Below are 24084 nucleotides of genomic sequence, written 5' to 3'. Positions count from 1 at the left end.
CACCGATTCGATGGGGCTTGGGCTGCTACGACCAGACCGCCGCGACGAGACCTACACCCACGGCCACCTCGGCAGGGTGCGCCAGTGGATCGAATCAGTGAACCAGACACTGAAAGGTCAACTCGGTCTCGAACACCACAGCGGACGCACCCCAACCGGCGTGTTCACCCGCGTCGCCCAACGCCTCCTCGCCATGGCCGCCGGAATCTGGCACAACTGGACCACTGATGCCATCAACAAACGGTCACTGACCGCCTACGACCACTGACCAAGGAATCAATCATCTAGTTCACCGAGACGGTGACCGCTTCCTGCTCGAAGGAGCGCTCGACGTTCGCCCGCCGCTTCGGATGGAACCGGCTCATGTTCTGCTCGAGCAGTTCGAGCGCCTGGGGAACCCCGATGGAATCCGGTCCCATTTCCGGAAGCCTTCCCCCATCGCGTTTGAGCGTGGCGATCGCCTCGTCCATGGCAGACTGGGCGGCGAACAGGCACGGTGTGGAGTAGATCGCCACATCCGCGCCGAGCTCCTCGAGTTCGCGCAACGAGAGCCGTGGGGATTTGCCACCGGCGATCTGGTTGAACAGCAACGGTTTGTCGCCGATCACCGCGCGCACCTTGCGGATCCAGTCGACGGTTCGCACCTCGTCCACGAGCACCACATCGGCGCGGGTGTCGGCAAGGGCCTCGGCGCGGCGCAGGATCTCGGACTCCTCCGTGGCATCGGTGCGGGCGACGACGACCAGGTCGCGCCGGGTGTCCAGCACCAGGTTCAGTTTTTCCAGATATTCCTCGAGCGGCAGGATCTGCTTTCCGTCGACGTGTCCGCACCGGCGCGGCCGCTTCTGGTCCTCGAGGATGAGCCCGGATGCGCCGATGGCTTCGAGCTGTTCGACGACATGGCAGGCGACTTCCGGGTCCACGTAGCCGTCGTCGATGTCCACGAGCAGGTGGTGCTCAGGGAAGGCCAGCCGCAGCCGGGACACGAAGTTGACCATGTCCGGCCAGGCGATGTAGCCGATGTCCGGTAAGCCGTAGTAGGAGGCGGCGAACCCGAAGCCGGACACGAAAAGGCCGTCGTAGTGTTTGGCGGCGACCGAGGCCGAGAACATGTCGAACACCCCGATGAGCGGGGTCACGCCGGCCCGGCCGATCGCCGCGCGGAACTGTCTTCCGTTGTACATCAAGGGATCTCCTTAGCTATCCGGTGGACACGGTGATTCCTTGGTAGCAGTGACAAAGTGCATCCGGCACGGATTCGCGGGCACTCGGTGAACGATTCTCACCGGGCTCTCATCGGATTCGCATGAATAGGTGTCCCACGCGAATATTTACGCTGCTTTCACAGGATTACGCAGAGGTGTGTCCGATAGTGAGGAATGTGACCCATATGGACGATTCGGTGTGGATATCCCACTGTCATGCTCGATGGGGAGGAGGGCATTACGTGCGGATTCTGGTTGTCGAGGACGAGCAGCGGCTCGCCGATGCGATACGGAAACGCATGACATCCGATGGGCATCTCGTGGATGTCGTGCGGGACGGAAGTGCAGCGGTACACGCGGCGAGCGAACGTGCCTACGATGCCGCCTTCCTCGATGTGATGCTGCCCGGGATGAACGGGTTCGAAGTCTGTAATACCTTGCGGGACAACGGAAAATGGCTGCCGATCATCATGATCACGGCACGGGATTCGGTGCGCGACCGGACGCGCGGACTCGACTGCGGCGCCGATGACTACGTGATAAAGCCCTTCGCGTTCACCGAATTGATGGCCCGGCTGCGCGCCGTATTACGTCGGAAACCGCAAGAACGTCCGACGAGTATCGTCGCGCGCGGAGTGGAACTCGTTCCCGATGTGTACCGGGTGCGTTACCAGGGTGCCGACATCGAGTTGTCGACGCGCGAATTCCGGTTGCTCGAGTACCTCATGTTACACAATGGACAAACATTATCCCGGGCGAAACTTCTGCACCATGTCTGGGGATCAGCGGCCCAGGGTAAATCGAATGTCGTCGATGTGTATGTCGGCTATATACGCCGAAAACTCACGGCCGCCGGATGCCCGGATCTGATCCGGACGGTTCGTGGAATCGGCTACGGCATCGAAACCTGAGTCGCGGTGCCCATCCGGTTACGCCTCGTCCTGTGGTTCGGCTCGATCTTTGCCATACCGCTGATCCTGCTGGGGATCGCGGCCCCGGCCTGGCTCGGTGCCGAGCTCGGTGAGCGCGACGACACGGCATTGCGTGCGGCGTTCTCGCTGATGGTCCGGGAGGGCGTGCGCCAGGCGGGGTTCGCCGAGCTCGCCGAGGCCGGACTGGACGCGGTGCGCTCCAACGACGCGACGACCGAACTGCTCGGCGGTGACGGCCGGATCCTCGCCAGGCACGGGATCCGGTCCGCTCCCACGTTACTCGCCGGGGACAGGGAAAACTTCGAGCGGGCCCGCAACGACATGCAGAGCCTGCGCCTCGTACCGCCGGGGCAGCAGCGCGCCTTCCGGATCGTCGCGGGCCCGAGCGGCGCGGGCCCCGGCGCCCCGGTCCTGGTGATCGGCTCGCCGTTGACCGCGATCGAGCACGCCGTCGCGGACATCAGCGATGCGCTCGCGGTCGGGATCCCGGCCACGATCGTGCTCGCCATGCTCGGTATCTGGCTGCTCACCCGCTCGGCGCTGCGCCCGATCACCGCCATGGTGGAACGTGCCCGCACCATCACCATGGACCGGCTCGATGAGCGGATCACCGTGCCGCGCAGCGCCGATGAACTCGGCACCCTCGCCGGAACGCTGAACGAGATGCTCGACCGGATCGGGCAGGGGCTCGCCGGGCAGCAGCGGCTCATCGCGGACGCCTCGCACGAGTTGCGCACCCCGCTGACCATGATCCGGTTCGAACTCGAACTGCTGCGCGAATCCCCGGAGCTCACCGGATCCGATGCCTCCGGCGTGCAGCGCAGCCTCGGCGAAACGCTGCGGATGAGCCGGATGATCGACAACCTGCTCACCCTCGCCCGGTTCGAGGGTGGTGGAATCCAGTTGCTGCGCAACAGAATCGAGCTCGCCGAAGAAGCGAGGAACGTCGCCGAACGGTTCCGCGCGCCGGGTTTGATGCTCGGCGTGGACATCGCCGTGGAAGGGGGACCGGTCGAGGCGTTCGCCGACCGCGAGCGCATCGACCAGGTGATCACGAACCTGCTCGACAACGCGGTGAAATACGCGGGAGAGGGCGACATCCGGGTCCGGGTCTGGAGCACCGGGGAAACGGCGGGCCTCTCGGTCACCGATCAGGGGCCCGGGCTGAGCGAACCGGAACGCGAGCGGATCTTCGAATGGGCCGAACGGTTGCCGAGCGCGGGATACCACCGGATGGGTGGCAGCGGTCTCGGGCTGGCCATCTGCCGGATGATCGTCACCGCGCACGGCGGCGAGTTGTGGGTGACCAGTGCGCAGGGGCAGGGCTGCACCTTCTCCTGCACCCTCCCGCTGTAACTGATTGTTGCGCCCAGTTTGCGTGGCAGTGCGGGTGGCGGAACCCCGCCGCGGTGCCGGTTGCCTTGGTGGCAAGAGCGGCCTTGGCGCTGAGGACGAGCCCCGGTTCAGTTGTCCTGGCCGAGACCGGAGATGCGTTCGGACAGCGCGCTGCCGAACCTGGCCAGCTGTGTCTCGGCCTCGGCGAGCATGCCGGAGCCGAAATTGGTGACGGTCCAGTCCAGCAGTGCGGAACCGAGCAGCGGCCGCAGTGGATTGGCCAGCGCGCCCGCCCTCGGCACGTAGATCCTGCGGCTGCGCCGGTCGATGCCGGTGACGAAATGACGGGCGCATTCCTCGGGGCTCGTGGTGCCGTTCAGTGGCCAGGGCAGCAGCCGCTGGACGGAACCGAACACCGGCATCGCCGCGGCGGCCTCGGTGACCATGTCCGTATCCACGACCCCCATATGCGCGCTGCCCACCGCGACCCCGCGTCCGGTGAGCTCGAGCCGGATGCTGTTGGCCAGCGCCTCGACGCCCGCCTTGCTCGCCGCATAGGCACTGCCCGCCGGTACCGGGAGCATCGCGGCGAGCGAGGACACCAGCAGCAGATAGCCGCGCGACTCCAGGATGTGCGGCAGCGCCGCATGCACCGTGCGGAACACCCCGGTGAGGTTGACCTCCACGGTGCGGGCGAAGGCCTCGGGGTCGAGCTCGGCCGCGGTGCCCCAGCTCGCGATTCCGGCATTGGCCACGACCGCGTCGAGCCCGCCCCACTTCTCGGCGGCCGCGTCGACGGCGAGCCGGACGGCGGTGGACTCGGTCACATCGCCGGGCATGACCACGTGCCGCTCACCCAGTTCGACGCCGAGCTCGCGCAGCGCCGCGGTGTCGGCGTCCAGGAGGGCGATCCGGGCGCCGCGGGCGTCGAGTTCCCGCGCGGTCGCCGCCCCGATCCCGCGGGCCGCGCCGGTCACCAGCACCCTGCTGCGCCACAGACTCATACCTGGACGATACTGTCTCGGTGTGGGGGTTCTGTGGCGTGATCGAGGTGTGCACACACCGGTGTGGATGCTTGACAGCCGGGCCGTCCGGGAGTGAACTCGGCATGTTCGACCCACCCCGTTTTGACCGGCTGTCACGGGGCGGGTATCTTTGATGCTCGTGCCCGGCGATTGTCGGGTCGTCCGCGTGCGTACGCACCGCGGAACCCCTCACCAGAGCCTCGAGTGAGCGACTTGCGGTGCTACGCGGTCGAGAAGCGGGCGACACGCCCGACCTCGGGGGCTGGGGGTTCGGTGGTCACGCGTCGGGGAACAGAAGAGCAGAAGCAACGCAGCACGAGAGAAAGCCGGGTTAATGCCCACGATCCAGCAGCTTGTCCGCAAGGGCCGCCAGGACAAGGTCGCCAAGCAGAAGACTGCGGCGCTCAAGGGGAGCCCGCAGCGGCGTGGGGTGTGCACTCGCGTGTACACGACGACGCCGAAGAAGCCGAACTCGGCGCTGCGCAAGGTCGCGCGCGTGCGGCTGACCAGCGGTATCGAGGTCACCGCGTACATCCCGGGTGAGGGGCACAACCTGCAGGAGCACTCGATGGTGCTCGTGCGTGGTGGTCGTGTGAAGGACCTCCCCGGCGTGCGTTACAAGATCATCCGCGGTTCCCTCGACACCCAGGGTGTGAAGAACCGCAAGCAGGCGCGCAGCCGCTACGGAGCGAAGAAGGAGAAGAGCTGACATGCCCCGTAAGGGACCGGCCCCGAAGCGGCCGCTCGTCTCCGACCCGGTCTACTCCTCGCCGTTGGTCACCCAGCTGATCAACAAGGTGCTGCGGGACGGGAAGCGGTCGGTGGCCGAGCGGATCGTCTACAACGCGCTCGAAGGCACCAAGGACAAGACCGGTACCGACCCGGTCGTGACCCTGAAGCGCGCGCTCGACAACGTGAAGCCTTCCCTCGAGGTGAAGAGCCGCCGTGTCGGTGGCGCCACCTACCAGGTGCCGATCGAGGTCAAGCCCGGCCGCGCGAACACGCTCGCGCTGCGCTGGCTGGTGACCTACTCCCAGGCACGCCGGGAGAAGACGATGACCGACCGGCTGATGAACGAGCTGCTCGACGCCTCGAACGGCCTCGGCGCCAGCGTGAAGCGCCGCGAGGACACGCACAAGATGGCCGAATCCAACAAGGCGTTCGCCCACTACCGCTGGTGAACCACCGGCCAAGTTCGCTCGAGACAGGGGAATTTCCGTGGCACGTGACGTGCTGACCGACCTGAACAAGGTCCGCAATATCGGCATCATGGCGCACATCGATGCCGGGAAGACCACGACGACCGAGCGGATCCTGTTTTACACCGGGATCAACTACAAGCTCGGCGAGGTCCATGACGGCGCGGCCACCATGGACTGGATGGAAGAGGAGCAGAAGCGGGGTATCACCATCACCTCGGCTGCTACCACGACCTTCTGGGATGACTACCAGGTCAACATCATCGACACCCCTGGGCACGTCGACTTCACCGCCGAGGTGGAGCGCTCTCTGCGGGTGCTCGATGGCGCGGTCGCCGTCTTCGACGGCAAGGAAGGCGTCGAGCCGCAGTCCGAGCAGGTGTGGCGGCAGGCGGACAAGTACGAGGTTCCGCGTATCTGCTTCGTCAACAAGATGGACAAGCTCGGTGCGGACTTCTACTTCACCGTGAGCACCATCAAGGACCGGCTGCACGCCACCCCGCTGGTGCTCCAGCTGCCGATCGGCTCGGAGAACGACTTCCAGGGTGTCGTCGATCTCGTTCAGATGAAGGCCCTCACCTGGCGCGGTGACGTCAAGAAGGGCGAGACCTACGAGGTCGAGGACATCCCGGCGGAGCTCCAAGAGAAGGCCGAGGAATACCGCACGATGCTCGTCGAGGCCGTCGCGGAGACCGACGACGCCCTGATGGAGCGGTACTTCGGCGGCGAGGAACTGACCGAGGAAGAGATCAAGGCCGGTGTCCGCAAGCTGACCGTCGAGCGCGCCGCCTACCCGGTGCTGTGCGGCTCCGCGTTCAAGAACAAGGGCGTCCAGCCGATGCTCGACGCGGTGGTGGACTACCTGCCCTCGCCGCTCGACGTGCCCGCCGTGGAAGGCACCCTGCAGGACGGGGAGACCCCGGCCAGCCGTAAGGCCAGCATCGAGGAGCCGTTCTCCGGGCTGGCGTACAAGATCGCCGCGCACCCGTTCTACGGCAAGCTGATCTACCTGCGTGTCTACTCCGGCAAGGTCACTCCCGGTACCCAGGTGCTCAACGCGACCAAGGACCGCAAGGAGCGCATGGGGAAGCTCTTCCAGATGCACTCCAACAAGGAGAACCCGGTCGAAGAGGCGCAGGCGGGCCACATCTACGCGGTCCAGGGCCTCAAGGACATCACCACCGGTGACACGCTCTGCGACCCGCAGAACCCCATCGTGCTGGAGTCCATGACCTTCCCCGAGCCGGTCATCCGGGTGGCCATCGAGCCGAAAACCCGGTCCGACCAGGAGAAGCTCTCGATCGCGATCCAGAAGCTCGCCGACGAGGACCCGACCTTCCAGGTCAACCTCGACGAGGAGACCGGGCAGACCATCGTCGCCGGCATGGGCGAGCTGCACCTCGAGGTGCTGGTCAACCGGATGAAGACGGACTTCAAGGTCGAGGCGAACATCGGTAAGCCCGAGGTCGCCTACCGCGAGACCATTCGCAAGAAGGTCGAGAAGTACGAATACACGCACAAGAAGCAGACCGGTGGTTCCGGCCAGTTCGCCCGCGTGATCGTCGATCTCGAGCCGTTGGAGTCCGAAGACGGCGCGATGTACGAGTTCGACAACAAGGTCACCGGTGGCCGTATTCCGCGTGAGTACATCCCTTCGGTCGACCAGGGCGCCCAGGAAGCCATGCAGTACGGCGTGCTCGCCGGCTTCCCGCTCGTCGGGCTCAAGCTCACCCTGATCGACGGCGCCTACCACGAGGTCGACTCCTCGGAGATGGCGTTCAAGCTCGCCGGTAAGGCCGTGCTCAAGGAAGCGGCGGAGAAGGCCAAGCCGGCGCTTCTCGAGCCGATGATGGCGGTCGAAGTGACCACGCCCGAGGAGTACATGGGCGATGTCATCGGTGACCTCAACTCTCGCCGTGGGCAGATCCAGTCCATGGACGAGCGCAGCGGGACCCGCGTCGTCAAGGCGTCGGTGCCGTTGTCGGAGATGTTCGGATACGTCGGCGACCTGCGGTCAACGACACAGGGTCGGGCGAACTACTCCATGACGTTCGATACGTACGCCGAAGTTCCGGTGAACGTGGCGAAGGAAATCATCGCGAAGGCGACGGGTGAGTGAGCACACGAGGGAGCGCTAGCGACCGAGGCGCGCAGCGAACCCGAAGCCGAGCAATGAGTATCGCGAAGGCGACCGGCGAGTAGCACCGGCCGCTTAGACCCTGCAAGCAGATAAGTAAGAGAAAGTCCAGGAGGACAATCCAGTGGCGAAGGCGAAGTTCGAGCGGGACAAGCCGCACGTGAACATCGGCACCATTGGTCACGTCGACCACGGGAAGACCACCCTGACCGCGGCGATCACCAAGGTGCTCCACGACAAGTTTCCCGAGCTCAACCAGTCGCGGGCATTCGATCAGATCGACAACGCGCCGGAAGAGAAGCAGCGCGGTATCACGATCAACATCTCGCATGTCGAGTACCAGACCGACAAGCGTCACTACGCGCACGTCGATGCTCCGGGTCACGCTGACTACATCAAGAACATGATCACCGGTGCCGCTCAGATGGACGGCGCGATCCTCGTGGTCGCGGCGACCGACGGCCCGATGCCGCAGACCCGTGAGCACGTGCTGCTCGCGCGTCAGGTCGGTGTTCCCTACATCGTCGTCGCGCTGAACAAGGCCGACATGGTCGACGATGACGAGATCATCGAGCTGGTCGAGATGGAGGTCCGGGAACTGCTCTCCGAGCAGGAGTTCCCCGGCGACGACGCCCCGGTCGTGAAGGTCTCGGCGCTGATGGCGCTCGAGGGCGACGAGAAGTGGGCCAACTCGGTTGCCGAGCTCATGGAAGCCGTCGACGAGAACGTGCCGGACCCGGTGCGCGAGATCGACAAGCCGTTCCTCATGCCGATCGAGGACGTCTTCACCATCACCGGTCGCGGTACCGTCGTCACCGGCCGGGTGGAGCGCGGCAAGATCAACTCCAGCGAAGAGGTCGAGATCGTGGGTATCCGCGACAAGTCGACCAAGACCACCGTCACCGGCATCGAGATGTTCCGCAAGATCCTCGACTACGGTGAGGCGGGCGACAACGTCGGCCTGCTCCTGCGCGGTATCAAGCGTGAGGACGTGGAGCGCGGCCAGGTCGTCGTGAAGCCGGGCACCACCACCCCGCACACGGAGTTCGAGGGCTCGGCCTACATCCTCTCCAAGGACGAGGGTGGCCGGCACACGCCGTTCTTCAACAACTACCGTCCGCAGTTCTACTTCCGCACCACGGACGTGACCGGCGTCGTGACCCTCCCCGAGGGCACCGAGATGGTCATGCCGGGCGACAACACGGACATCAGCGTGCAGCTGATCCAGCCGGTCGCCATGGACGAAGGTCTGCGCTTCGCGATCCGCGAAGGTGGCCGCACCGTTGGTGCCGGCCAGGTCACCAAGGTGATCAAATAGCATCAATAGCCGTCTAATGGCACCCCGGTGAAAGTTCGCCGGATCCGGTGTGTCACACTTGACGGGTTGCTCGTAGCGGGGCGGCCGGAAACGGTCCGAAACAGGATCAAGTTCCGGCCGCCCCTGCGCGAGTGAAAGCGAACCAGCCCAGCGAAAGATTCAGTGGCATCGCTGTGTGCGACCCAGGCGACACGCCCGACCGCGTGTTCCGGTCAATGCAGCAGACACGGAGGACTCGCTAGCGGGGTCCGACCATCGACACAGAGGGATGAGCTGCCACCATGGCGGGACAGAAAATCCGCATCCGGCTCAAAGCCTACGACCACGAGGCGATCGACGCTTCCGCGCGCAAGATCGTCGAGACGGTGACGCGCACCGGTGCTCGGGTCGTTGGGCCGGTGCCGCTGCCGACCGAAAAGAACGTGTACTGCGTCATCCGCTCGCCGCACAAGTACAAGGACTCGCGGGAGCACTTCGAGATGCGCACGCACAAGCGACTGATCGACATCCTCGAACCGACGCCGAAGACGGTCGACGCGCTCATGCGTATCGACCTCCCGGCCTCCGTCGACGTCAACATCCAGTAACCGGCGGGCCGGACAAGGATCGAGAGAGCTAGAGAACATGTCTGACAGGCAAACCAAAGGACTCCTCGGCACGAAGCTGGGGATGACTCAGGTCTTCGACGAGCAGAACCGGGTCGTCCCGGTCACCGTCGTGCGCACCGAGACGAACGTCGTCACCCAGGTGCGGACCAACGAGACGGACGGCTACACCGCGGTCCAGCTGGCCACCGGTGCCATCGACCCGCGCAAGGTGAACAAGCCGGAGACCGGCCACTTCGCGAAGGCCGGCAGCACCCCGCGCCGTTACCTGGTCGAGGTTCGCACCACCGACGCCGAGGAGTACAGCGTCGGCCAGGAGCTGACCGCCGAGCTGTTCGGCGACGGCGCCACGGTGGATGTGACCGGCACCAGTCGCGGTAAGGGCTACGCGGGCACCATCAAGCGGCACGGTTTCAGCCGCCAGGGGATGAGCCACGGTACCCAGGCCGTGCACCGCAAGCCGGGCTCCATCGGCGGTTGCGCCACCCCGGGCCGCGTCTTCAAAGGAACCCGGATGGCCGGCCGCATGGGCAACAACAAGGTCACCACCCTCGGCCTGACCGTGCACAAGGTCGACGCCGAGAACGGCCTGCTGCTCATCAAGGGCGCCATTCCAGGACCGAAGGGCGGGCTGGTGCTCGTTCGTGACGCCGCGAAGGGTGGTGCGAAGGCATGACAAGCGTTGACGTGAAAACCCCGAACGGTGCGACCGAAGGCAGCGTCGAGCTGCCGGGCGAGATCTTCGACCAGCAGGCGAACATCCCGCTGATGCACCAGGTGGTCACCGCGCAGCTCGCGGCGGCCCGCCAGGGTACGCACGACACGAAGACCCGCGGCGAGGTGCGCGGCGGCGGCAAGAAGCCGTACCGCCAGAAGGGCACCGGCCGCGCGCGTCAGGGTTCCGAGCGCGCCCCGCAGTTCACCGGCGGTGGCACCGTGCACGGTCCCACGCCGCGCGACTACAGCCAGCGGACCCCGAAGAAGATGAAGGCCGCCGCGCTGCGTGGCGCCCTCTCGGACCGCGCACGCAACGGTCAGGTGCACGTGATCACCGGGCTCGTCGACGGCGAGAAGCCCTCGACCAAGACCGCGCGCACTGCGCTCGAGGCGCTGACCTCGAGCAGGCGCAAGCTCGTCGTGCTCACCAACGACGACGCGCTGAACGCGCTCTCGGTGCGCAACCTGCCCGACGTGCACGTGCTCACCGTCGACCAGCTCAACACCTACGACGTGCTCGTCAACGACGACGTGGTGTTCACCAAGGCGGCGTTCGACGCGCTCGAAGGCAAGGAGGCGCAGCAGTGATCCCCGATCCACGTGACGTGCTGCTCAAGCCGGTGATTTCGGAGAAGTCCTACGGGCTGCTCGACCAGAAGCAGTACACGTTCGTCGTCGCGCCCGAGGCGAACAAGACCGAGATCAAGATCGCGGTCGAGAAGGTCTTCGACGTCAAGGTCATCAACGTGAACACGCTCAACCGGCAGGGCAAGCGCAAGCGCACCCGCAGCGGTTACGGCAAGCGCAAGGACACGAAGCGGGCCATCGTGACGCTTTCCGAAGACAGCAAGTCCATCGATCTGTTCGGCGGCAGTGCCGCATAACGACTGCCGCGTAAGGATTTCCAGACATGGCTATTCGCAAGCACAAGCCGACGACCCCGGGCCGCCGTGGCTCGAGCGTCGCCGACTTCGCCGAGATCACCCGCACACAGCCGGAGAAGTCGCTTGTCCGTCCGCTGAGCAAGACCGGTGGGCGTAACTCGAGCGGTAAGGTCACCGCCCGGCACAAGGGCGGCGGGCACAAGCGCGCCTACCGCGTGATCGACTTCCGCCGCCACGACAAGGACGGTGTGCCGGCCAAGGTCGCGCACATCGAGTACGACCCGAACCGCACCGCGCGGATCGCGCTGCTGCACTACGCCGACGGGGACAAGCGCTACATCATCGCGCCCCGGCTGCTCAAGCAGGGCGACAAGATCGAGCAGGGGCCCCGCGCGGACATCAAGCCGGGCAACAACCTGCCGCTGCGCAACATCCCGGTGGGTACCACGGTGCACGCGATCGAGCTCCGCCCCGGTGGCGGTGCGAAGATCGCCCGTTCCGCGGGGGCCAGCGTGCAGCTGGTCGCCAAGGACGGCCCGTATGCCCAGCTGCGCATGCCTTCCGGCGAGATCCGCAACGTCGACGTGCGCTGCCGCGCCACCGTCGGCGAGGTGGGCAACGCCGAGCAGGCGAACATCAACTGGGGTAAGGCAGGCCGGAACCGCTGGAAGGGCAAGCGCCCGCACGTCCGCGGTGTCGTGATGAACCCGGTCGACCACCCGCACGGTGGTGGTGAGGGCCGCACCTCCGGTGGCCGCCACCCGGTCAACCCGAACGGTAAGCCCGAAGGCCGCACCCGCCGCCGCAAGGAATCCGACCGGATGATCGTCCGCCGTCGCCGCACCGGCAAGAAGCGCTGAGTAGGAGGTAGCCACTAATGCCACGGAGTCTGAAAAAAGGTCCGTTCGTGGACGACCACCTGCTCAAGAAGGTGGACAAGGCGAACGACGGCAACGACAAGTCGGTGATCAAGACGTGGAGCCGTCGCTCCACGATCATCCCGGACATGCTCGGTCACACCTTTGCGGTGCACGACGGTCGTAAGCATGTTCCGGTGTTCGTCACCGAAGCGATGGTCGGGCACAAGCTCGGCGAGTTCGCACCGACGCGGACCTTCAAGGGCCACGTCAAGGACGACAGGAAATCGCGCCGCCGCTAGGCGCGGATTCGAACAGGAGAAGGGTTCTAAAGCGATGGCGAAAGCCGCAGCAAGCGTGGAGGAAGCACCACGCGCCGTTGCGCGGGCTCGCTACGTGCGCACCGCGCCGATGAAGGCGCGCCGCGTCGTCGAGCTCATCAAGGGTCGCAACGCCAATGAAGCCCTGAGCGTGCTCCAGTTCGCGCCGCAGGCCGCCAGCGGTCCGGTAGCGAAGGTGCTCGCCAGTGCGATGGCCAATGCCGAGAACAACCTCGACCTCGACCCGGAGACGCTGTGGATCTGCACGGCGTACGTGGACGAAGGCCCGACGTTGAAGCGGTTCCGTCCCCGCGCCCAGGGGCGTGCGTACCGGATCCGCAAGCGGACCAGCCACATCACGATCGAGGTTGAGTCCCGCAAGAAGGCCGAAAGCAAGAAGGGAAGGACCCGCTGATGGGTCAGAAGATCAACCCGCACGGCTTCCGGCTGGGTATCGCCACCGACTGGAAGTCGCGGTGGTACGCGGACAAGCAGTACGCGGAATACGTGGGCGAGGACGTGAAGATCCGCCGCATGCTCTCCAAGGGCATGGAGCGGGCCGGGATCGCCAAGGTCGAGATCGAGCGCACCCGCGAGCGGGTCCGTATCGACATCCACACCGCCCGCCCGGGCATCGTGATCGGCCGCCGCGGCGCGGAGGCCGACCGGCTGCGCAGTCAGCTCGAGAAGCTGACCGGCAAGCAGGTCCAGCTGAACATCCTCGAGGTCAAGAACCCCGAGTCGGAGGCTCAGCTGGTCGCGCAGAGCGTCGCGGAGCAGCTCTCCAACCGGGTGAACTTCCGTCGCGCGATGCGCAAGGCGATGCAGTCCTCGATGCGTTCCTCGCAGATCAAGGGCATCAAGGTGCAGTGCAGCGGCCGTCTCGGCGGCGCGGAGATGTCCCGCTCGGAGTCCTACCGCGAGGGGCAGGTTCCGCTGCACACCCTGCGTGCGGACATCGACTACGGCTTCTTCGAGGCGCGCACCACCTTCGGCCGGATCGGCGTGAAGGTGTGGCTGTACAAGGGTGAGCTCATCGGTGGGCTGGCGGCCAAGCGGGAGAAGGAGAACGCCGAGGCCGCTGCCCGTCCGCGTGGCGGTGAGCGCAGGGACAACCAGCGTCGCGGCCGTCGTTCCGGTGCCTCCGGGACCACGGCGACCTCCACCGAGGCCGGCAGGGCCGCTGCCGCCGAGGCCACTGCGAGCGAGGCGCCCGCGCAGGCTAGCGAAAGCACGGAGGCGTAAGCAGCATGCTGATTCCACGGAAGGTTAAGCACCGCAAGCAGCACCGGCCGCACCGCGGTGGCATGTCCAAGGGCGGCACCCGGATCAGCTTCGGTGACTACGGCATCCAGGCTCTCGAGCACGCTTACGTCACCAACCGGCAGATCGAGTCCGCGCGTATCGCGATCAACAGGCACGTCAAGCGTGGCGGCAAGGTGTGGATCAACATCTTCCCGGACCGTCCGCTGACCAAGAAGCCCGCCGAGGTCCGGATGGGTTCCGGTAAGGGTTCGCCGGAGCACTGGGTGGCCAACGTCAAACCGGGCCGCGTGATGTTCGAGATGACGTTCCCGAATGAGGCACAAGCCAAAGAGGCCCTTCGTCGCGCCATGCACAAGCTGCCGATGAAGTGCCGCATCGTGAGTCGCGAAGGTGGTGAGTTCTAGTGGCAGCGACTACCGCGGCCGAACTGCGTGAGCTCAACGCGGAAGAGCTGGTGCTTCGTCTTCGCGAGGCCAAGGCCGAGCTGTTCAATCTCCGGTTCCAGATGGCGACCGGTCAGCTCGAGAACAACCGCAGGCTGCGCATCGTCCGCAAGGACATCGCCCGCATCTACACCGTGATGCGTGAGCGGGAGCTCGGCCTCTCGATTACCCCTGGCGAAGGTGAGGGCGCCGCATGAGCGAGCAGACGAAGACCGAGGAGGCCACGCGTAACTACCGCAAGACGCGGGAGGGCTACGTGGTCTCGGACAAGATGCAGAAGACCATCGTCGTCGAACTGGAAGACCGCAAGAAGCACCCGCTTTACGGCAAGGTCGTCCGGTCCACGACGAAGGTCAAGGCACACGACGAGCAGGAGACGGCCGGCGTCGGCGACCGGGTCCTGCTGATGGAGACCCGTCCGCTGTCGAAGACGAAGCGCTGGCGGCTGGTCAACATCCTGGAGAAGGCCAAGTAACTTCGACGCCCCAGGTGGCGGTCGGCTGTGTTCAGCCTCCTCGCGTACCAAACCCATGTACGCCACGGAGGCCGCGAATTTGCCGGTCATCCACCTGGAACGCCGAGACTAGGGAAAGACCGAGCCTTTCAGGTCGGAAATCTGTCAGGCCAAGAATGGTCAGGAGATAAGCAGTGATTCAGCAGGAGTCGCGGCTGCGGGTCGCCGACAACACGGGTGCGAAGGAGATTCTCACCATTCGTGTGCTCGGCGGCTCCGGTAGGCGCTACGCGGGCATCGGCGACATCATCGTCGCCACCGTGAAGGACGCGATCCCGGGCGCGAACGTGAAGAAGGGTGACGTCGTCAAGGCCGTCATCGTGCGCACGGTCAAGGAGAAGCGTCGTCCGGACGGCTCGTACATCCGCTTCGATGAGAACGCGGCCGTCCTCATCCGTAACGACAAGGAACCGCGCGGGACCCGCATCTTCGGGCCCGTCGGGCGCGAACTGCGCGACAAGCGGTTCATGCGCATCATCTCGCTCGCCCCGGAGGTGTTGTAAGCCATGAAGATCCAGAAAGCAGGGCGCGACACCATGTACTTCAAGGTGACCACCTCGCAGGTGACGGAGGTGCGCAGCTGATGAAGATCAAAAAGGGCGACACCGTGCTGGTGGTCTCGGGTAAGGACAAGGGCGCGAAGGGCAAGGTCATCCAGGCCTACCCGGACCGGAATCGGGTCCTCGTGGAGGGCGTGAACCGGATCAAGAAGCACACCCGGATCACCCAGGGCCAGCGGGGCGCGCAGTCCGGCGGGATCATCACCCAGGAGGCCGCGATCCACGTCTCCAACGTGATGGTCGTCGACTCGGAAGGGAAGCCGACCCGCGTCGGTTACCGCTTCGACGAGGACGGCAAGAAGGTCCGCATTGCCCGCACCAATGGGAAGGACATCTGAGCATGACCACTGCTGAGAAGACCTTGCCCCGGCTCAAGGCCACCTACCGCGACGAGATCATCCCGTCGCTGAAGGACCAGTTCCACTACGACAACCCGATGCAGATTCCGGGCATCGTCAAGGTCGTCGTGAACATGGGTGTCGGTGACGCGGCGCGGGACAGCAAGCTCATCGAGGGCGCGGTCCGCGATCTCGCCACCATCACCGGTCAGAAGCCCGAGGTGCGCAGGGCCCGCAAGTCCATCGCGCAGTTCAAGCTGCGTGAGGGGATGCCGATCGGCGCCCGCGCGACGCTTCGCGGCGACCGGATGTGGGAGTTCCTCGACCGCCTGCTGACCATCGCGCTTCCGCGTATCCGCGACTTCCGCGGCCTTTCCGGGAAGCAGTTCGACGGCAACGGCAACTACACGTTCGGGCTCTCCGAGCAGTCGATGTTCCACGAGATCGACCCGGACACGATCGACCGCCAACGCGGTATGGACATCACCGTTGTCACGACGGCGACCAACGACGAGGAAGGCCGCGCCTTGCTGCGTGCGCTGGGCTTCCCCTTCAAGGAGCAGTGATGGCTAAGAAAGCGCTGATCCACAAGGCAGCTCAGAAGCCGAAGTTCAAGGTCCGGGGCTACACCCGGTGCCAGCGGTGCGGGCGTCCGCGCTCGGTCTACCGCAAATTCGGCCTCTGCCGCGTGTGCTTCCGCGAGATGGCGCACGCCGGTGAACTGCCGGGCGTGCACAAATCCAGCTGGTAAATCCAACTTCACCGTAGGCCCGCTGCCATCCGGAGACCCGGAGCGCAGCGCGGAACCCCGGTGAGAAAGGTGCGACGGTCACTATGACCATGACCGATCCGATCGCAGACATGCTCACGCGTCTGCGTAACGCCAACTCGGCATTCCACGACGAGGTCGTGATGCCGCACTCGAAGCTGAAGTCCAACGTGGCGGAGATCCTGCGCCGCGAGGGCTACATCGCGAGCTACCACGACGAAGAGGGCGACAAGCACCGCAACCTCGTGGTGAAGCTCAAGTACGGCCCGACGCGGGAACGCAGCATCGCGGGCCTGCGCAGGGTCTCGAAGCCGGGTCTTCGGGTGTACGCCAAGTCGACCACCCTGCCGAGGGTCCTCGGTGGACTCGGCGTCGCGATCATCTCCACCTCGGGTGGGCTGATGACCGACAAGCAGGCCAAGAAGGAAGGCGTGGGCGGAGAAGTCCTCGCCTACGTTTGGTGAGGAAGGAGGGGAACTCGACATGTCGCGTATCGGAAAGCTCCCGATCACTATCCCCTCTGGCGTAGAGGTGAAGATCGACGGCCAGGAAGTGTCGGTGAAGGGCCCCAAGGGTTCGCTGGCGCACACCGTCGCCAGCCCGATCACCGTCGACCAGTCGGACGGCGCGCTGACCGTGTCCCGGCCGGACGACGAGCGGGACTCGCGTGCACTGCACGGGCTGTCCCGCACCCTGGTGAACAACCTGGTCATCGGGGTCACCGAGGGTTACACCAAGCGCATGGAGATCCACGGTGTCGGTTACCGCGTGCAGCTCAAGGGCCAGGACCTGGAGTTCTCGCTGGGGTACTCGCACCCGGTCGTCGTGAAGGCGCCCGAGGGGATCACGTTCAACGTGGAGAACCCGACCAGGTTCTCCGTTTCCGGCATCGACAAGCAAGCCGTCGGCCAGATCGCATCGAACATCCGCAGGCTGCGTAAGCCGGACCCGTACAAGGGCAAGGGCGTTCGCTTCGAGGGTGAGCGCGTCCGCCGCAAGGTCGGAAAGACAGGTAAGTGATCATGGCTGAAACCACTGCGACCAAGCGCAAGCCGATCGGCAAGGACATCTCCACCCGTCGGCGGGTCTCGCGCAACCGGCGGCATTTCCGGCTGCGCAAGAAGATCAGCGGCACGGCCGAGCGGCCACGTCTCGTGGTCAACCGCTCCTCGCGGCACATGGCCGTGCAGCTCATCGACGACGAGGCGGGCCACACCCTCGCCGCGGCCAGCACCATCGAATCCGCACTGCGCGGGGCCGAGGGTGACAAGAAGGCGCGTGCGGCCAAGGTCGGCGAACTGATCGCCGAGCGGGCCAAGGCGGCGGGCGTCACCACGGTGGTGTTCGACCGGGGTGGCTACGAGTACCACGGCAGGATCGCGGCACTCGCGGACGCCGCCCGCGAAGGCGGGCTGGAGTTCTGATGAAGGAAAAACTGACAGGAAGGGAAGCCTGATGCCGGGACGTGCACGGCAGGACGGCGGCTCACCGGAGCGCGGCGAGCGCCGCGGTCGCGGAGACCGTCGCGACGGTGGCCGTGGCGGGGCGGCCCAGGAAAAGACCCCGCATCTGGAAAAGGTCGTGACCATCAATCGGGTGGCCAAGGTCGTCCAGGGTGGTCGTCGGTTCGCCTTCACCGCGCTCGTCGTCGTCGGTGACGGCGACGGCCAGGTCGGCGTCGGCTATGGCAAGGCAAAGGAAGTTCCGGCCGCCATCGCCAAGGGCGTCGAGGACGCGAAGAAGAACTTCTTCCGTGTTCCCCGTATCGGCGCGACCATTCCGCACCTGGTGCAGGGCGAGGACGCGGCCGGTGTCGTGCTGCTTCGCCCGGCCTCCGCGGGTACCGGTGTCATCGCCGGTGGCCCGGTGCGTGCGGTGCTGGAGTGCGCCGGGGTGCACGACGTGCTCTCCAAGTCGCTCGGTTCGGACAACCCGATCAACATCGTGCGGGCGACCGTCGCGGCGTTGAAGGACCTGCAGCGTCCGGAAGAGGTCGCGGCTCGCCGTGGCCTCCCGCTCGAGGACGTCGCGCCCGCGGCGATGCTGCGTGCGCGCGCCGGACAGGGGGCGTGACATGGCTGCTCTCAAGGTGACGCAGGTGCGCAGCAGCATCGGCACCAAGCCGAACCATCGCGACACGCTGCGCACCCTCGGGCTGCGGAAGATCCGCCAGTCCGTGGTGCGCGAGGACACCAAGGAGGTGCGCGGCATGGTGCACACCGTGCGGCACCTCGTCACGGTCGAAGAGGTGGACGCATGACCATCAAGATTCACCACCTCCGTCCGGCTCCCGGTTCGAACCAGGACCGTCAGCGGGTCGGCCGGGGTGAAGGCTCGAAGGGCAAGACCGCGGGGCGCGGTACCAAGGGGACCAAGGCACGCAAGAACGTGCCTGCCACCTTCGAAGGTGGTCAGATGCCCCTGCACATGCGGCTGCCGAAGCTGCGTGGCTTCAAGAACCGCAACCGCGTCGAATTCCAGCCGGTGAACGTCTCCGACATCGAGAAGGCGTTCCCCGAGGGTGGCGCCGTGGGCGTCAGGGAACTCGTCGCCGCGGGCCTCGTGCGCAAGAACAGCCTCGTCAAGGTGCTGGGTAATGGCGAGCTCTCGGTGAAGCTCGACATCACCGCCGACGCGTTCTCCGCGTCCGCGCAGGAGAAACTCACCGCGGCCGGCGGCAGCGCGACCAAGCTGTAACCGCAGGCACCGAAAGGACCGGTCATCCACGCGATGACCGGTTTTTTCGTGTCTTCTGGCTGGTTTGCGGCTGGTTTGCTTGGCGGTGTGGGTGGCGCCGGTTGCGTGGGTGGCGAAAGGCTGATTCGCGGGGACTGAAGCGCGCACCAGGAAGGCGTAGCTGAAGGCGGCGAGGGTGGCTACCACGCTCGCCGCGAGCAGGGCGATCGTGAAGAACCGGTGGTCTCGACCAGGATCCCGGTCGTCAGTGCGGCGTTCGCGCCGCCGAAGTTCTGCGGGCTGCCCAGTGCGGCGGTCATCCGCTCACTGGTGGCCACGCCGGCAGTGTCCAGCCGCCCGAACTCGCGGCGTTCACGAAGAACCGGGCGAGGCAGATGCAGCCGAGCGCGAGCCCGGTGCTCGGGGTGAGCGCCGCGGGAACGGTCGCCGCGCCACCCAGGATCAGCCCCAGAATGAGCGGGATTCTCCGCGCGGTCATGTTCGCCATCCCGCGCCGCACGAGTCGATCACCCGCGGCGCTCCGGAAAGGCGGGCAACCAGGTCAGCTACAGGTACACCGAACAAGCCACCCCGGTGAAACCGAGGACCATGCCCCAGGCGGTGCGGAACCGCGGTAGCCGCGCCTATTCCCGGCACGACACCGCACGCGCTTCGGCGGCCCGCTCCCGGTAACAGGCCACCCGCACGATTGCCAGCAGCACCCCGAGCGCGGGGCCGATCGAGGAGGCAGCATTGAGGAGGCAGCATTGAGCAGACCGATCAGGGTGCCCCGGCGTTCCGCGGGGTACAGGGCGGCGATGACCTTCGCGTTCGCCGGGAAGGTGGGCGCCTCACCGACCCCGAGCATCGCGCCCGCGGGCAGCTGCGCGAAGGCATAGGCCCAGAAAAACACCGAGAGCAGCAGTCCCATCGTGGACGCGCTCGCGCCGAGTTCGCCCGCGACCCCGGTATCGGCGATACCGAGCGTGCCGCGGTCCAGATAGTTCGTGATCACGATGAGCAGTGACAGCACGACGGCGATGGCGCGCATCCTCATCGGCCGCACCCTAGGTGCCCGTGAACCCAGGGGGAACCCGCCGCGACCAGCGCGCGCGGTTATGCTCGCGCCGTGCTTACCGCCATTCCCAGTCCACCGATCAACGGCTTCGATCTGGGCCCGCTGAACATCCGGTTCTACGGGCTGATGTACGTGGTCGGGATCGCCCTCGCGATCTGGCTCACCCGGCGCCGCTGGCGCGCCAAGGGCGGTGACCCGGAACTGGTCGAGGAGATCGCGATCTGGGGGGTACCCGCCGGGATCATCGGTGGCCGCATCTATTTCGACATCACCACGCCCTCACAGATGCCGCCGCACTGGTGGGGTCCGTTCGCGGTGTGGGACGGCGGGCTCGGTATCTGGGGCGGGATCGCGCTCGCCGCGGTGGTCGGTGCCTGGCGGATCCGCCGTCGCGGCAAGTCGGTGTCCGCTTTCATGGACGCGGTGGCGCCGGGACTGCTCGTCGCGCAGGCCATCGGGCGGATCGGCAATTACTTCAACCAGGAACTGTTCGGCGGGCCGAGCTCGCTGCCCTGGGCGGTGCACGTGGATCCCGAGTTCCGGCCGCCGGGTTTCGAACAGTTCACCACGTTCCACCCGACCTTCCTCTACGAGATGGTCTTCGACGTGCTGCTCGCCGTCGTGCTGATCCTGCTCGGGCGGACCGGCAAGGTGCGCGCGCCGGGGTTGTTCGCGCTCTACGTGTTCGGCTACTCCGGGTTCCGGATCTTCGAGGAATCCCTGCGGGTGGACTATTCGCAGTACTTCCTCGGCCTACGGCTGAACTTCTTCGTGGCCGCGGCCCTCGCGCTCGCCGGGTTGGTGTGGTTCCTCATCGCGCAGCTGCGCAAGCGCCCGGAACCCGAACCCGAATCCGAATCCGAATCCGAATCCGAATCCGAATCCGAATCCGAGAGTGAACCCGGGAACGAGGTCAAGGAAGAAGCGCACCGAGCGGAAGAATGAGCAGCAGGGCCACCACGGAGATCACCGTCTCCATGATCGACCAGGTCTTGATCGTCTGACCGGTACTCAGCCCGAAGTACTCCTTGACCATCCAGAAACCGGGATCGTTGAGGTGCGAGAAGAACAGCGATCCGGTGCCGACGGCGAGCACGAGCAAGGCCGTGTGCGCCGGGTTCATCCCCGCGGCGAGCGGGGCCACGATCCCGGCCGCGGACACGGTCGCCACGGTCGCCGATCCGGTGGCGAGCCGGATCGCGACCGCGACGAGCCAGCCGAGCAACAGGCTCGGAATACCCGCGCCCGCCGCGAACCGGGCGATCGAATCGCTGATGCCCGCATCGACGAGGGTCTGCTTGAACCCGCCGCCGACACCGACGATGAGCAGGATCCCGGCGATCGGGCCGAGTGAGTTCCCGAGTATCACCGAGAGCCGGTCCCGGGTGAATCCGGCCGCCCGCCCGAGCGTGACCAGACCCAGCAGTACCGCGGCGAGCAGCGCGATGATCGGTTCGCCGATGAAGTCGAGCACCTGGCCGAGCGGGGTGTGATCGGAGATGAGGATGTCCCCGATCGCCTTGGCCAGCATGAGCACGACCGGGAGCAGCACCGTGGCGATCGTGGCGGCGAAGTTCGGCCTGCGCTGTGCCGTTTCGGGGGACTGTCCCGTTTCGGACGACTGTCCCGTTTCGGAGGATTGCGCGGTTTCGGAGGACTGGGCGAGTGGTGCGGGGGCCGTGGTCTCCGGGACGAGGCGCACGGCGAGCTTGGCGAACAGCGGTCCCGCGATGATCACGGTCGGAATGGCGACGAGCAGCCCGATACCGAGGACGATGCCGAGATTGGCGTGCAGTGCCCCGGCGGCGGCGAGCGGTCCGGGATGCGGCGGGATGAGCCCGTGCAGCACCGAGAGCCCGGCGAGTGCGGGAATGGCCAGCCCGACGACGGGTCGTTTGGTGCGCGCCGCGATCAACTGCACGATCGGGATCATCAGGATGAGGCCGATCTCGAAGAACATCGGCAGCCCGATGAGCGCGGCGACGAGGGCGAGTGCCCAGGGCAGCCTGCCGCCCTTGGCGCGGACCAGCATCGTGTCCACGATTTGGTTCGCCCCACCGGAATCGGCGAGCAGTTTGCCGAGCATCGCCCCGAGCGCGATCAGCACCCCGACCGAGGCCACGGTGTCCCCGACGCCGGTGGAGAAGCTTTCCACGACCTTGCCGACCGGCATTCCCGCGCCGAGGCCGAGCAGCAGCGAGCTCACGATCAGCGCGAGCACCGCGTGCAGTTTCAGCACGCTGATCAGCACCACCACCAGTGCGATGGCGGCCAGCAGCGCGATGATCAACCGGGTGTCGGTTCCGGTCCAGCCTTGGGCGAGCACGGTCATAAGAGCTCCTGCATCGCGAGGTCGACGATGTCCTCCGGAGGCCACCGGACATCGGTGACCAGGCCCTGCTCGTCCGCATCGAGCGGTTCGAGATCGGCGAGCTGGGAATCGAGCAGTTCGGGTGGCATGAAGTGACCGCTGCGGTGGCGCATCCGGTCCGCGATGATCTCCCGTGGACCGTCCAGGTGCAGGAAACGCACGGATCCGCCGGTGCGCAGCACATCCCGGTAGCGGCGTTTGAGTGCCGAGGAGGTGACCACCCCGCCGCCCGGCTCGTGTTCGGTGATCCAGTCGGCGATCGAGCGTAGCCAGGGTGCGCGGTCGGCATCGGTCAACGGCGTGCCCTCGGTCATCTTGCGGATGTTCGCCGCCGAATGGAACGAGTCCGCCTCCGCATAGGGCACCCCGAGCCGCTCGGCGAGCAGCGTCGCGACCGTCGTCTTGCCCGAACCGGACACGCCCATTACCACGAGCACCGTCATCGCAGCCGCGACCTCCTTGTCATCCGAACAGGGTAAAGGTACTACTTAATATAAAACAAGTATGATTTATGCCTTCGGTTTAGGCTGGGCCGGTGGCTGGCGACCGGTATGCGAAAGTGCTCGACGAGTTGGGGGCGGCGATCGTGCGCGGGGAGTTCGCTCCCGGATTCGTGCTCAGGGTCGAGGAACTCCAGGATCGCTATGAGGTGTCCCGGACCGTAGCACGCGAAGTGGTCCGTGCCCTCGAAGCGATGCGGCTGACCACGAGCAAGCGCCGGGTCGGGGTGACCGTGCGGAAGACCGCCGAGTGGAACCACTACGACCCGCGGGTCATCCGCTGGCAACTCGACGGGGCAGGCCGGGACGGGATCCTCGGCAACCTCATGGAACTGCGCGCCGCGATCGAACCGAGCGCCGCGCGGCTGGCCGCACTGCGCTCCGGGACCGAGGACCGCGGGGACATTCGGGCACTCGCCACCCGGTTGCAGGTCTCCGCCAAGGCCCGGGATCTGACCGCCTTCCTCGAACACGACATCGCCTTCCACAGCCGCATCCTCGCCGCCGCGCGCAATCCCATGTTCGCCCAGCTCTCCGAAGTGATCGCGGAAGTGCTCACCGGGCGCACCGAGCACGGGCTGATGCCCGAGGAACCGCATCCCGACGCGATCGCCATGCACCTCGAGGTCGCCGACGCCATCGATACGGGCGATGCCGCGTGCGCCGAGAACGCCATGCGCGGAATCGTGGTCCAGGCCCGCGACGAGGTCTCCGCGACGGACTGAGTTTCCCCGTTCAGCGCCGGTTGCGCCGGAGCAGCGTGTCCAGGCGGGGTGGGCGTGCACCTGGGCGGGAATGATGGTGCTGATCAGGGCACCGGCCATGATCACGGCGAGCACGGTGGCCGCGATCCGGGTGGTGGTCTCGGCGAAGGGGATGCCGATGGCGTGCTGCGTATCGGCGCTCGCGCAGGCGGGTGTGCCCTGCGGGCGATCTCCTGCGGGTGCACCGCGCTGCTCGGGCGGGGCCGGGCAGGTTCGGCAGGACGCCGAGGACGAGCGCGGCGAGCAGGGGGGCAGCGAGCAGGGGCAGTGA

General features: G+C 66.2%; 37 protein-coding genes and 1 pseudogene. 31 read left to right on the top strand and 7 right to left on the bottom strand.

Annotated features, from left to right (window positions below):
• A pseudogene (locus A37U_RS0122640) lies at positions 1-268 on the top strand (IS982 family transposase); the annotation flags it as partial.
• A 16-nt stretch (positions 269-284) separates the two neighbouring features.
• On the opposite strand, the gene A37U_RS0122635 reads toward A37U_RS0122640, so the two are convergent.
• Entirely contained in the window at positions 285-1184 is a 900-nt protein-coding gene (locus tag A37U_RS0122635) for an isocitrate lyase/PEP mutase family protein (RefSeq protein WP_020498960.1), read from the bottom strand.
• 206 nt (positions 1185-1390) lie between these two features.
• Between A37U_RS0122635 and A37U_RS0122630 the strand changes: the two genes are divergently transcribed.
• Complete coding sequence (locus A37U_RS0122630; protein ID WP_240437643.1) at positions 1391-2116, top strand: response regulator transcription factor; 726 nt, start codon at positions 1391-1393, stop codon at positions 2114-2116.
• 6 nt (positions 2117-2122) lie between these two features.
• The gene (locus A37U_RS0122625) at positions 2123-3493 is read left to right on the top strand and encodes a sensor histidine kinase (RefSeq protein WP_020498958.1); all 1371 of its coding nucleotides are present in this window, start codon (positions 2123-2125) and stop codon (positions 3491-3493) included.
• 107 nt (positions 3494-3600) lie between these two features.
• Here the strand turns inward: A37U_RS0122625 and A37U_RS0122620 are convergent, their stop codons facing one another.
• Positions 3601-4476: an SDR family oxidoreductase gene (locus A37U_RS0122620; RefSeq protein ID WP_020498957.1), complete on the bottom strand. Its 876-nt coding sequence runs from the start codon at positions 4474-4476 to the stop codon at positions 3601-3603.
• Positions 4477-4831: 355 nt separating this feature from the next.
• On the opposite strand from A37U_RS0122620, the gene rpsL reads away from it, so the two are divergent.
• The 25 genes from rpsL (at position 4832) to rplO (ending at position 19121) form a co-directional block, all read left to right on the top strand.
• A complete protein-coding gene (gene rpsL, locus A37U_RS0122615; RefSeq protein WP_015805295.1) occupies positions 4832-5206 on the top strand; it encodes a 30S ribosomal protein S12 in 375 nt (124 codons plus the stop codon).
• A 1-nt stretch (position 5207) separates the two neighbouring features.
• Positions 5208-5678: a 30S ribosomal protein S7 gene (gene rpsG / locus A37U_RS0122610; RefSeq protein ID WP_020498956.1), complete on the top strand. Its 471-nt coding sequence runs from the start codon at positions 5208-5210 to the stop codon at positions 5676-5678.
• Between the two features lie 37 nt (positions 5679-5715).
• Positions 5716-7815 carry an elongation factor G gene (fusA, locus tag A37U_RS0122605; RefSeq protein ID WP_020498955.1) on the top strand — a complete coding sequence of 700 codons (2100 nt, stop codon included), beginning with the start codon at positions 5716-5718 and terminating at the stop codon, positions 7813-7815.
• A 142-nt stretch (positions 7816-7957) separates the two neighbouring features.
• Positions 7958-9151, top strand: a complete 1194-nt coding sequence (gene tuf / locus A37U_RS0122600; protein ID WP_020498954.1) for an elongation factor Tu — start codon at positions 7958-7960, stop codon at positions 9149-9151.
• A gap of 281 nt (positions 9152-9432) precedes the next feature.
• The gene (gene rpsJ / locus A37U_RS0122595; protein ID WP_009948626.1) at positions 9433-9738 is read left to right on the top strand and encodes a 30S ribosomal protein S10; all 306 of its coding nucleotides are present in this window, start codon (positions 9433-9435) and stop codon (positions 9736-9738) included.
• Between the two features lie 37 nt (positions 9739-9775).
• On the top strand, positions 9776-10432 hold the full coding sequence (gene rplC, locus A37U_RS0122590) for a 50S ribosomal protein L3 (RefSeq protein ID WP_026197507.1): 657 nt from the start codon (positions 9776-9778) through the stop codon (positions 10430-10432).
• Positions 10429-11061, top strand: a complete 633-nt coding sequence (gene rplD / locus A37U_RS44715) for a 50S ribosomal protein L4 (protein WP_040588475.1) — start codon at positions 10429-10431, stop codon at positions 11059-11061. The genes rplC and rplD overlap by 4 nt, the downstream gene beginning before the upstream one ends.
• Positions 11058-11357 (top strand): 50S ribosomal protein L23, encoded by a 300-nt coding sequence (gene rplW / locus A37U_RS0122580; protein WP_020498951.1) that lies wholly within the window; start codon positions 11058-11060, stop codon positions 11355-11357. Before rplD ends, rplW begins: the two co-directional genes overlap by 4 nt.
• A 26-nt stretch (positions 11358-11383) precedes the next feature.
• The gene (gene rplB / locus A37U_RS0122575; RefSeq protein WP_020498950.1) at positions 11384-12217 is read left to right on the top strand and encodes a 50S ribosomal protein L2; all 834 of its coding nucleotides are present in this window, start codon (positions 11384-11386) and stop codon (positions 12215-12217) included.
• A gap of 17 nt (positions 12218-12234) precedes the next feature.
• Positions 12235-12516, top strand: a complete 282-nt coding sequence (gene rpsS / locus A37U_RS0122570; RefSeq protein WP_026197506.1) for a 30S ribosomal protein S19 — start codon at positions 12235-12237, stop codon at positions 12514-12516.
• 34 nt (positions 12517-12550) lie between these two features.
• Positions 12551-12949 carry a 50S ribosomal protein L22 gene (gene rplV, locus A37U_RS0122565; protein WP_051111710.1) on the top strand — a complete coding sequence of 133 codons (399 nt, stop codon included), beginning with the start codon at positions 12551-12553 and terminating at the stop codon, positions 12947-12949.
• Positions 12949-13779: a 30S ribosomal protein S3 gene (gene rpsC, locus A37U_RS0122560; protein WP_020498947.1), complete on the top strand. Its 831-nt coding sequence runs from the start codon at positions 12949-12951 to the stop codon at positions 13777-13779. The genes rplV and rpsC overlap by 1 nt, the downstream gene beginning before the upstream one ends.
• Before the next feature lie 5 nt (positions 13780-13784).
• Positions 13785-14204, top strand: coding sequence for a 50S ribosomal protein L16 (gene rplP, locus A37U_RS0122555; RefSeq protein ID WP_020498946.1), 420 nt, complete (start codon positions 13785-13787; stop codon positions 14202-14204).
• Complete coding sequence (gene rpmC, locus A37U_RS0122550; RefSeq protein ID WP_020498945.1) at positions 14204-14440, top strand: 50S ribosomal protein L29; 237 nt, start codon at positions 14204-14206, stop codon at positions 14438-14440. Before rplP ends, rpmC begins: the two co-directional genes overlap by 1 nt.
• On the top strand, positions 14437-14718 hold the full coding sequence (rpsQ, locus tag A37U_RS0122545) for a 30S ribosomal protein S17 (RefSeq protein ID WP_020498944.1): 282 nt from the start codon (positions 14437-14439) through the stop codon (positions 14716-14718). Before rpmC ends, rpsQ begins: the two co-directional genes overlap by 4 nt.
• Before the next feature lie 173 nt (positions 14719-14891).
• Positions 14892-15260, top strand: coding sequence for a 50S ribosomal protein L14 (rplN, locus tag A37U_RS0122540; RefSeq protein WP_020498943.1), 369 nt, complete (start codon positions 14892-14894; stop codon positions 15258-15260).
• Between the two features lie 80 nt (positions 15261-15340).
• The gene (gene rplX / locus A37U_RS0122535) at positions 15341-15655 is read left to right on the top strand and encodes a 50S ribosomal protein L24 (RefSeq protein WP_020498942.1); all 315 of its coding nucleotides are present in this window, start codon (positions 15341-15343) and stop codon (positions 15653-15655) included.
• 2 nt (positions 15656-15657) lie between these two features.
• Entirely contained in the window at positions 15658-16221 is a 564-nt protein-coding gene (rplE, locus tag A37U_RS0122530; protein ID WP_020498941.1) for a 50S ribosomal protein L5, read from the top strand.
• Positions 16221-16406 (top strand): type Z 30S ribosomal protein S14, encoded by a 186-nt coding sequence (locus A37U_RS0122525; RefSeq protein WP_020498940.1) that lies wholly within the window; start codon positions 16221-16223, stop codon positions 16404-16406. The genes rplE and A37U_RS0122525 overlap by 1 nt, the downstream gene beginning before the upstream one ends.
• A gap of 83 nt (positions 16407-16489) precedes the next feature.
• Positions 16490-16888 (top strand): 30S ribosomal protein S8, encoded by a 399-nt coding sequence (rpsH, locus tag A37U_RS0122520; RefSeq protein WP_020498939.1) that lies wholly within the window; start codon positions 16490-16492, stop codon positions 16886-16888.
• Positions 16889-16907: 19 nt separating this feature from the next.
• Positions 16908-17444, top strand: coding sequence for a 50S ribosomal protein L6 (gene rplF / locus A37U_RS0122515; RefSeq protein WP_020498938.1), 537 nt, complete (start codon positions 16908-16910; stop codon positions 17442-17444).
• Positions 17445-17446: 2 nt separating this feature from the next.
• Positions 17447-17848 (top strand): 50S ribosomal protein L18, encoded by a 402-nt coding sequence (rplR, locus tag A37U_RS0122510; RefSeq protein ID WP_040588472.1) that lies wholly within the window; start codon positions 17447-17449, stop codon positions 17846-17848.
• Positions 17849-17879: 31 nt separating this feature from the next.
• Complete coding sequence (gene rpsE, locus A37U_RS0122505; RefSeq protein WP_020498936.1) at positions 17880-18497, top strand: 30S ribosomal protein S5; 618 nt, start codon at positions 17880-17882, stop codon at positions 18495-18497.
• 1 nt (position 18498) lies between these two features.
• Entirely contained in the window at positions 18499-18684 is a 186-nt protein-coding gene (rpmD, locus tag A37U_RS0122500; protein WP_026197503.1) for a 50S ribosomal protein L30, read from the top strand.
• On the top strand, positions 18681-19121 hold the full coding sequence (gene rplO / locus A37U_RS0122495; protein WP_020498934.1) for a 50S ribosomal protein L15: 441 nt from the start codon (positions 18681-18683) through the stop codon (positions 19119-19121). Before rpmD ends, rplO begins: the two co-directional genes overlap by 4 nt.
• A gap of 179 nt (positions 19122-19300) precedes the next feature.
• Here the strand turns inward: rplO and A37U_RS51800 are convergent, their stop codons facing one another.
• From A37U_RS51800 to A37U_RS0122480, 3 genes are all read right to left on the bottom strand, one after another.
• A complete protein-coding gene (locus A37U_RS51800) occupies positions 19301-19438 on the bottom strand; it encodes a hypothetical protein (protein WP_157182979.1) in 138 nt (45 codons plus the stop codon).
• Positions 19417-19599 (bottom strand): hypothetical protein, encoded by a 183-nt coding sequence (locus A37U_RS0122485; RefSeq protein WP_157182978.1) that lies wholly within the window; start codon positions 19597-19599, stop codon positions 19417-19419. The genes A37U_RS51800 and A37U_RS0122485 overlap by 22 nt, the downstream gene beginning before the upstream one ends.
• 63 nt (positions 19600-19662) lie before the next feature.
• Positions 19663-20157, bottom strand: a complete 495-nt coding sequence (locus A37U_RS0122480; RefSeq protein WP_157182977.1) for an MFS transporter — start codon at positions 20155-20157, stop codon at positions 19663-19665.
• Positions 20158-20229: 72 nt separating this feature from the next.
• Between A37U_RS0122480 and lgt the strand changes: the two genes are divergently transcribed.
• Positions 20230-21123 carry a prolipoprotein diacylglyceryl transferase gene (lgt, locus tag A37U_RS0122475; RefSeq protein ID WP_020498931.1) on the top strand — a complete coding sequence of 298 codons (894 nt, stop codon included), beginning with the start codon at positions 20230-20232 and terminating at the stop codon, positions 21121-21123.
• Here the strand turns inward: lgt and A37U_RS0122470 are convergent.
• The gene (locus tag A37U_RS0122470) at positions 21092-22510 is read right to left on the bottom strand and encodes a GntT/GntP/DsdX family permease (RefSeq protein ID WP_020498930.1); all 1419 of its coding nucleotides are present in this window, start codon (positions 22508-22510) and stop codon (positions 21092-21094) included. The two genes, lgt and A37U_RS0122470, sit on opposite strands and share 32 nt — an antisense overlap.
• Positions 22507-22992, bottom strand: coding sequence for a gluconokinase (locus A37U_RS0122465; RefSeq protein WP_020498929.1), 486 nt, complete (start codon positions 22990-22992; stop codon positions 22507-22509). Before A37U_RS0122465 ends, A37U_RS0122470 begins: the two co-directional genes overlap by 4 nt.
• Before the next feature lie 92 nt (positions 22993-23084).
• On the opposite strand from A37U_RS0122465, the gene A37U_RS0122460 reads away from it, so the two are divergent.
• Positions 23085-23774 carry a FadR/GntR family transcriptional regulator gene (locus A37U_RS0122460; protein ID WP_020498928.1) on the top strand — a complete coding sequence of 230 codons (690 nt, stop codon included), beginning with the start codon at positions 23085-23087 and terminating at the stop codon, positions 23772-23774.
• A gap of 70 nt (positions 23775-23844) precedes the next feature.
• Complete coding sequence (locus A37U_RS0122455) at positions 23845-24084, top strand: hypothetical protein (protein WP_020498927.1); 240 nt, start codon at positions 23845-23847, stop codon at positions 24082-24084.

Source organism: Sciscionella marina DSM 45152 (assembly GCF_000379465.1).
GTDB classification, from domain to species: Bacteria; Actinomycetota; Actinomycetes; order Mycobacteriales; family Pseudonocardiaceae; genus Sciscionella; species Sciscionella marina.
This window is presented reverse-complemented; position numbering and strand designations above follow the sequence as displayed.

Excerpts from the sequence above, each read along its gene's own strand:
- rpmD (WP_026197503.1), top strand. The coding sequence starts at position 18,499 with ATGGCTGCTCTCAAGGTGACGCAGGTGCGCAGCAGCATCGGCACCAAG.
- A37U_RS0122630 (WP_240437643.1), top strand. The coding sequence starts at position 1,391 with ATGGACGATTCGGTGTGGATATCCCACTGTCATGCTCGATGGGGAGGA.
- A37U_RS0122620 (WP_020498957.1), bottom strand. The coding sequence starts at position 4,476 with ATGAGTCTGTGGCGCAGCAGGGTGCTGGTGACCGGCGCGGCCCGCGGG.
- rplR (WP_040588472.1), top strand. The coding sequence starts at position 17,447 with ATGGCTGAAACCACTGCGACCAAGCGCAAGCCGATCGGCAAGGACATC.
- rpsJ (WP_009948626.1), top strand. The coding sequence starts at position 9,433 with ATGGCGGGACAGAAAATCCGCATCCGGCTCAAAGCCTACGACCACGAG.
- rpsH (WP_020498939.1), top strand. The coding sequence starts at position 16,490 with ATGACCATGACCGATCCGATCGCAGACATGCTCACGCGTCTGCGTAAC.
- rplD (WP_040588475.1), top strand. The coding sequence starts at position 10,429 with ATGACAAGCGTTGACGTGAAAACCCCGAACGGTGCGACCGAAGGCAGC.
- rplP (WP_020498946.1), top strand. The coding sequence starts at position 13,785 with ATGCTGATTCCACGGAAGGTTAAGCACCGCAAGCAGCACCGGCCGCAC.
- rpsE (WP_020498936.1), top strand. The coding sequence starts at position 17,880 with ATGCCGGGACGTGCACGGCAGGACGGCGGCTCACCGGAGCGCGGCGAG.
- A37U_RS0122470 (WP_020498930.1), bottom strand. The coding sequence starts at position 22,510 with ATGACCGTGCTCGCCCAAGGCTGGACCGGAACCGACACCCGGTTGATC.
- rplE (WP_020498941.1), top strand. The coding sequence starts at position 15,658 with ATGACCACTGCTGAGAAGACCTTGCCCCGGCTCAAGGCCACCTACCGC.
- rpsS (WP_026197506.1), top strand. The coding sequence starts at position 12,235 with ATGCCACGGAGTCTGAAAAAAGGTCCGTTCGTGGACGACCACCTGCTC.
- A37U_RS0122485 (WP_157182978.1), bottom strand. The coding sequence starts at position 19,599 with ATGACCGCGCGGAGAATCCCGCTCATTCTGGGGCTGATCCTGGGTGGC.
- rplX (WP_020498942.1), top strand. The coding sequence starts at position 15,341 with ATGAAGATCAAAAAGGGCGACACCGTGCTGGTGGTCTCGGGTAAGGAC.
- rpsC (WP_020498947.1), top strand. The coding sequence starts at position 12,949 with ATGGGTCAGAAGATCAACCCGCACGGCTTCCGGCTGGGTATCGCCACC.
- A37U_RS0122455 (WP_020498927.1), top strand. The coding sequence starts at position 23,845 with ATGATGGTGCTGATCAGGGCACCGGCCATGATCACGGCGAGCACGGTG.
- rpsQ (WP_020498944.1), top strand. The coding sequence starts at position 14,437 with ATGAGCGAGCAGACGAAGACCGAGGAGGCCACGCGTAACTACCGCAAG.
- A37U_RS0122465 (WP_020498929.1), bottom strand. The coding sequence starts at position 22,992 with ATGACGGTGCTCGTGGTAATGGGCGTGTCCGGTTCGGGCAAGACGACG.
- A37U_RS0122635 (WP_020498960.1), bottom strand. The coding sequence starts at position 1,184 with ATGTACAACGGAAGACAGTTCCGCGCGGCGATCGGCCGGGCCGGCGTG.
- rplV (WP_051111710.1), top strand. The coding sequence starts at position 12,551 with ATGGCGAAAGCCGCAGCAAGCGTGGAGGAAGCACCACGCGCCGTTGCG.
- rplF (WP_020498938.1), top strand. The coding sequence starts at position 16,908 with ATGTCGCGTATCGGAAAGCTCCCGATCACTATCCCCTCTGGCGTAGAG.
- A37U_RS0122525 (WP_020498940.1), top strand. The coding sequence starts at position 16,221 with ATGGCTAAGAAAGCGCTGATCCACAAGGCAGCTCAGAAGCCGAAGTTC.
- rplB (WP_020498950.1), top strand. The coding sequence starts at position 11,384 with ATGGCTATTCGCAAGCACAAGCCGACGACCCCGGGCCGCCGTGGCTCG.
- rpsG (WP_020498956.1), top strand. The coding sequence starts at position 5,208 with ATGCCCCGTAAGGGACCGGCCCCGAAGCGGCCGCTCGTCTCCGACCCG.
- rpsL (WP_015805295.1), top strand. The coding sequence starts at position 4,832 with ATGCCCACGATCCAGCAGCTTGTCCGCAAGGGCCGCCAGGACAAGGTC.
- A37U_RS0122480 (WP_157182977.1), bottom strand. The coding sequence starts at position 20,157 with ATGAGGATGCGCGCCATCGCCGTCGTGCTGTCACTGCTCATCGTGATC.
- rplC (WP_026197507.1), top strand. The coding sequence starts at position 9,776 with ATGTCTGACAGGCAAACCAAAGGACTCCTCGGCACGAAGCTGGGGATG.
- rplO (WP_020498934.1), top strand. The coding sequence starts at position 18,681 with ATGACCATCAAGATTCACCACCTCCGTCCGGCTCCCGGTTCGAACCAG.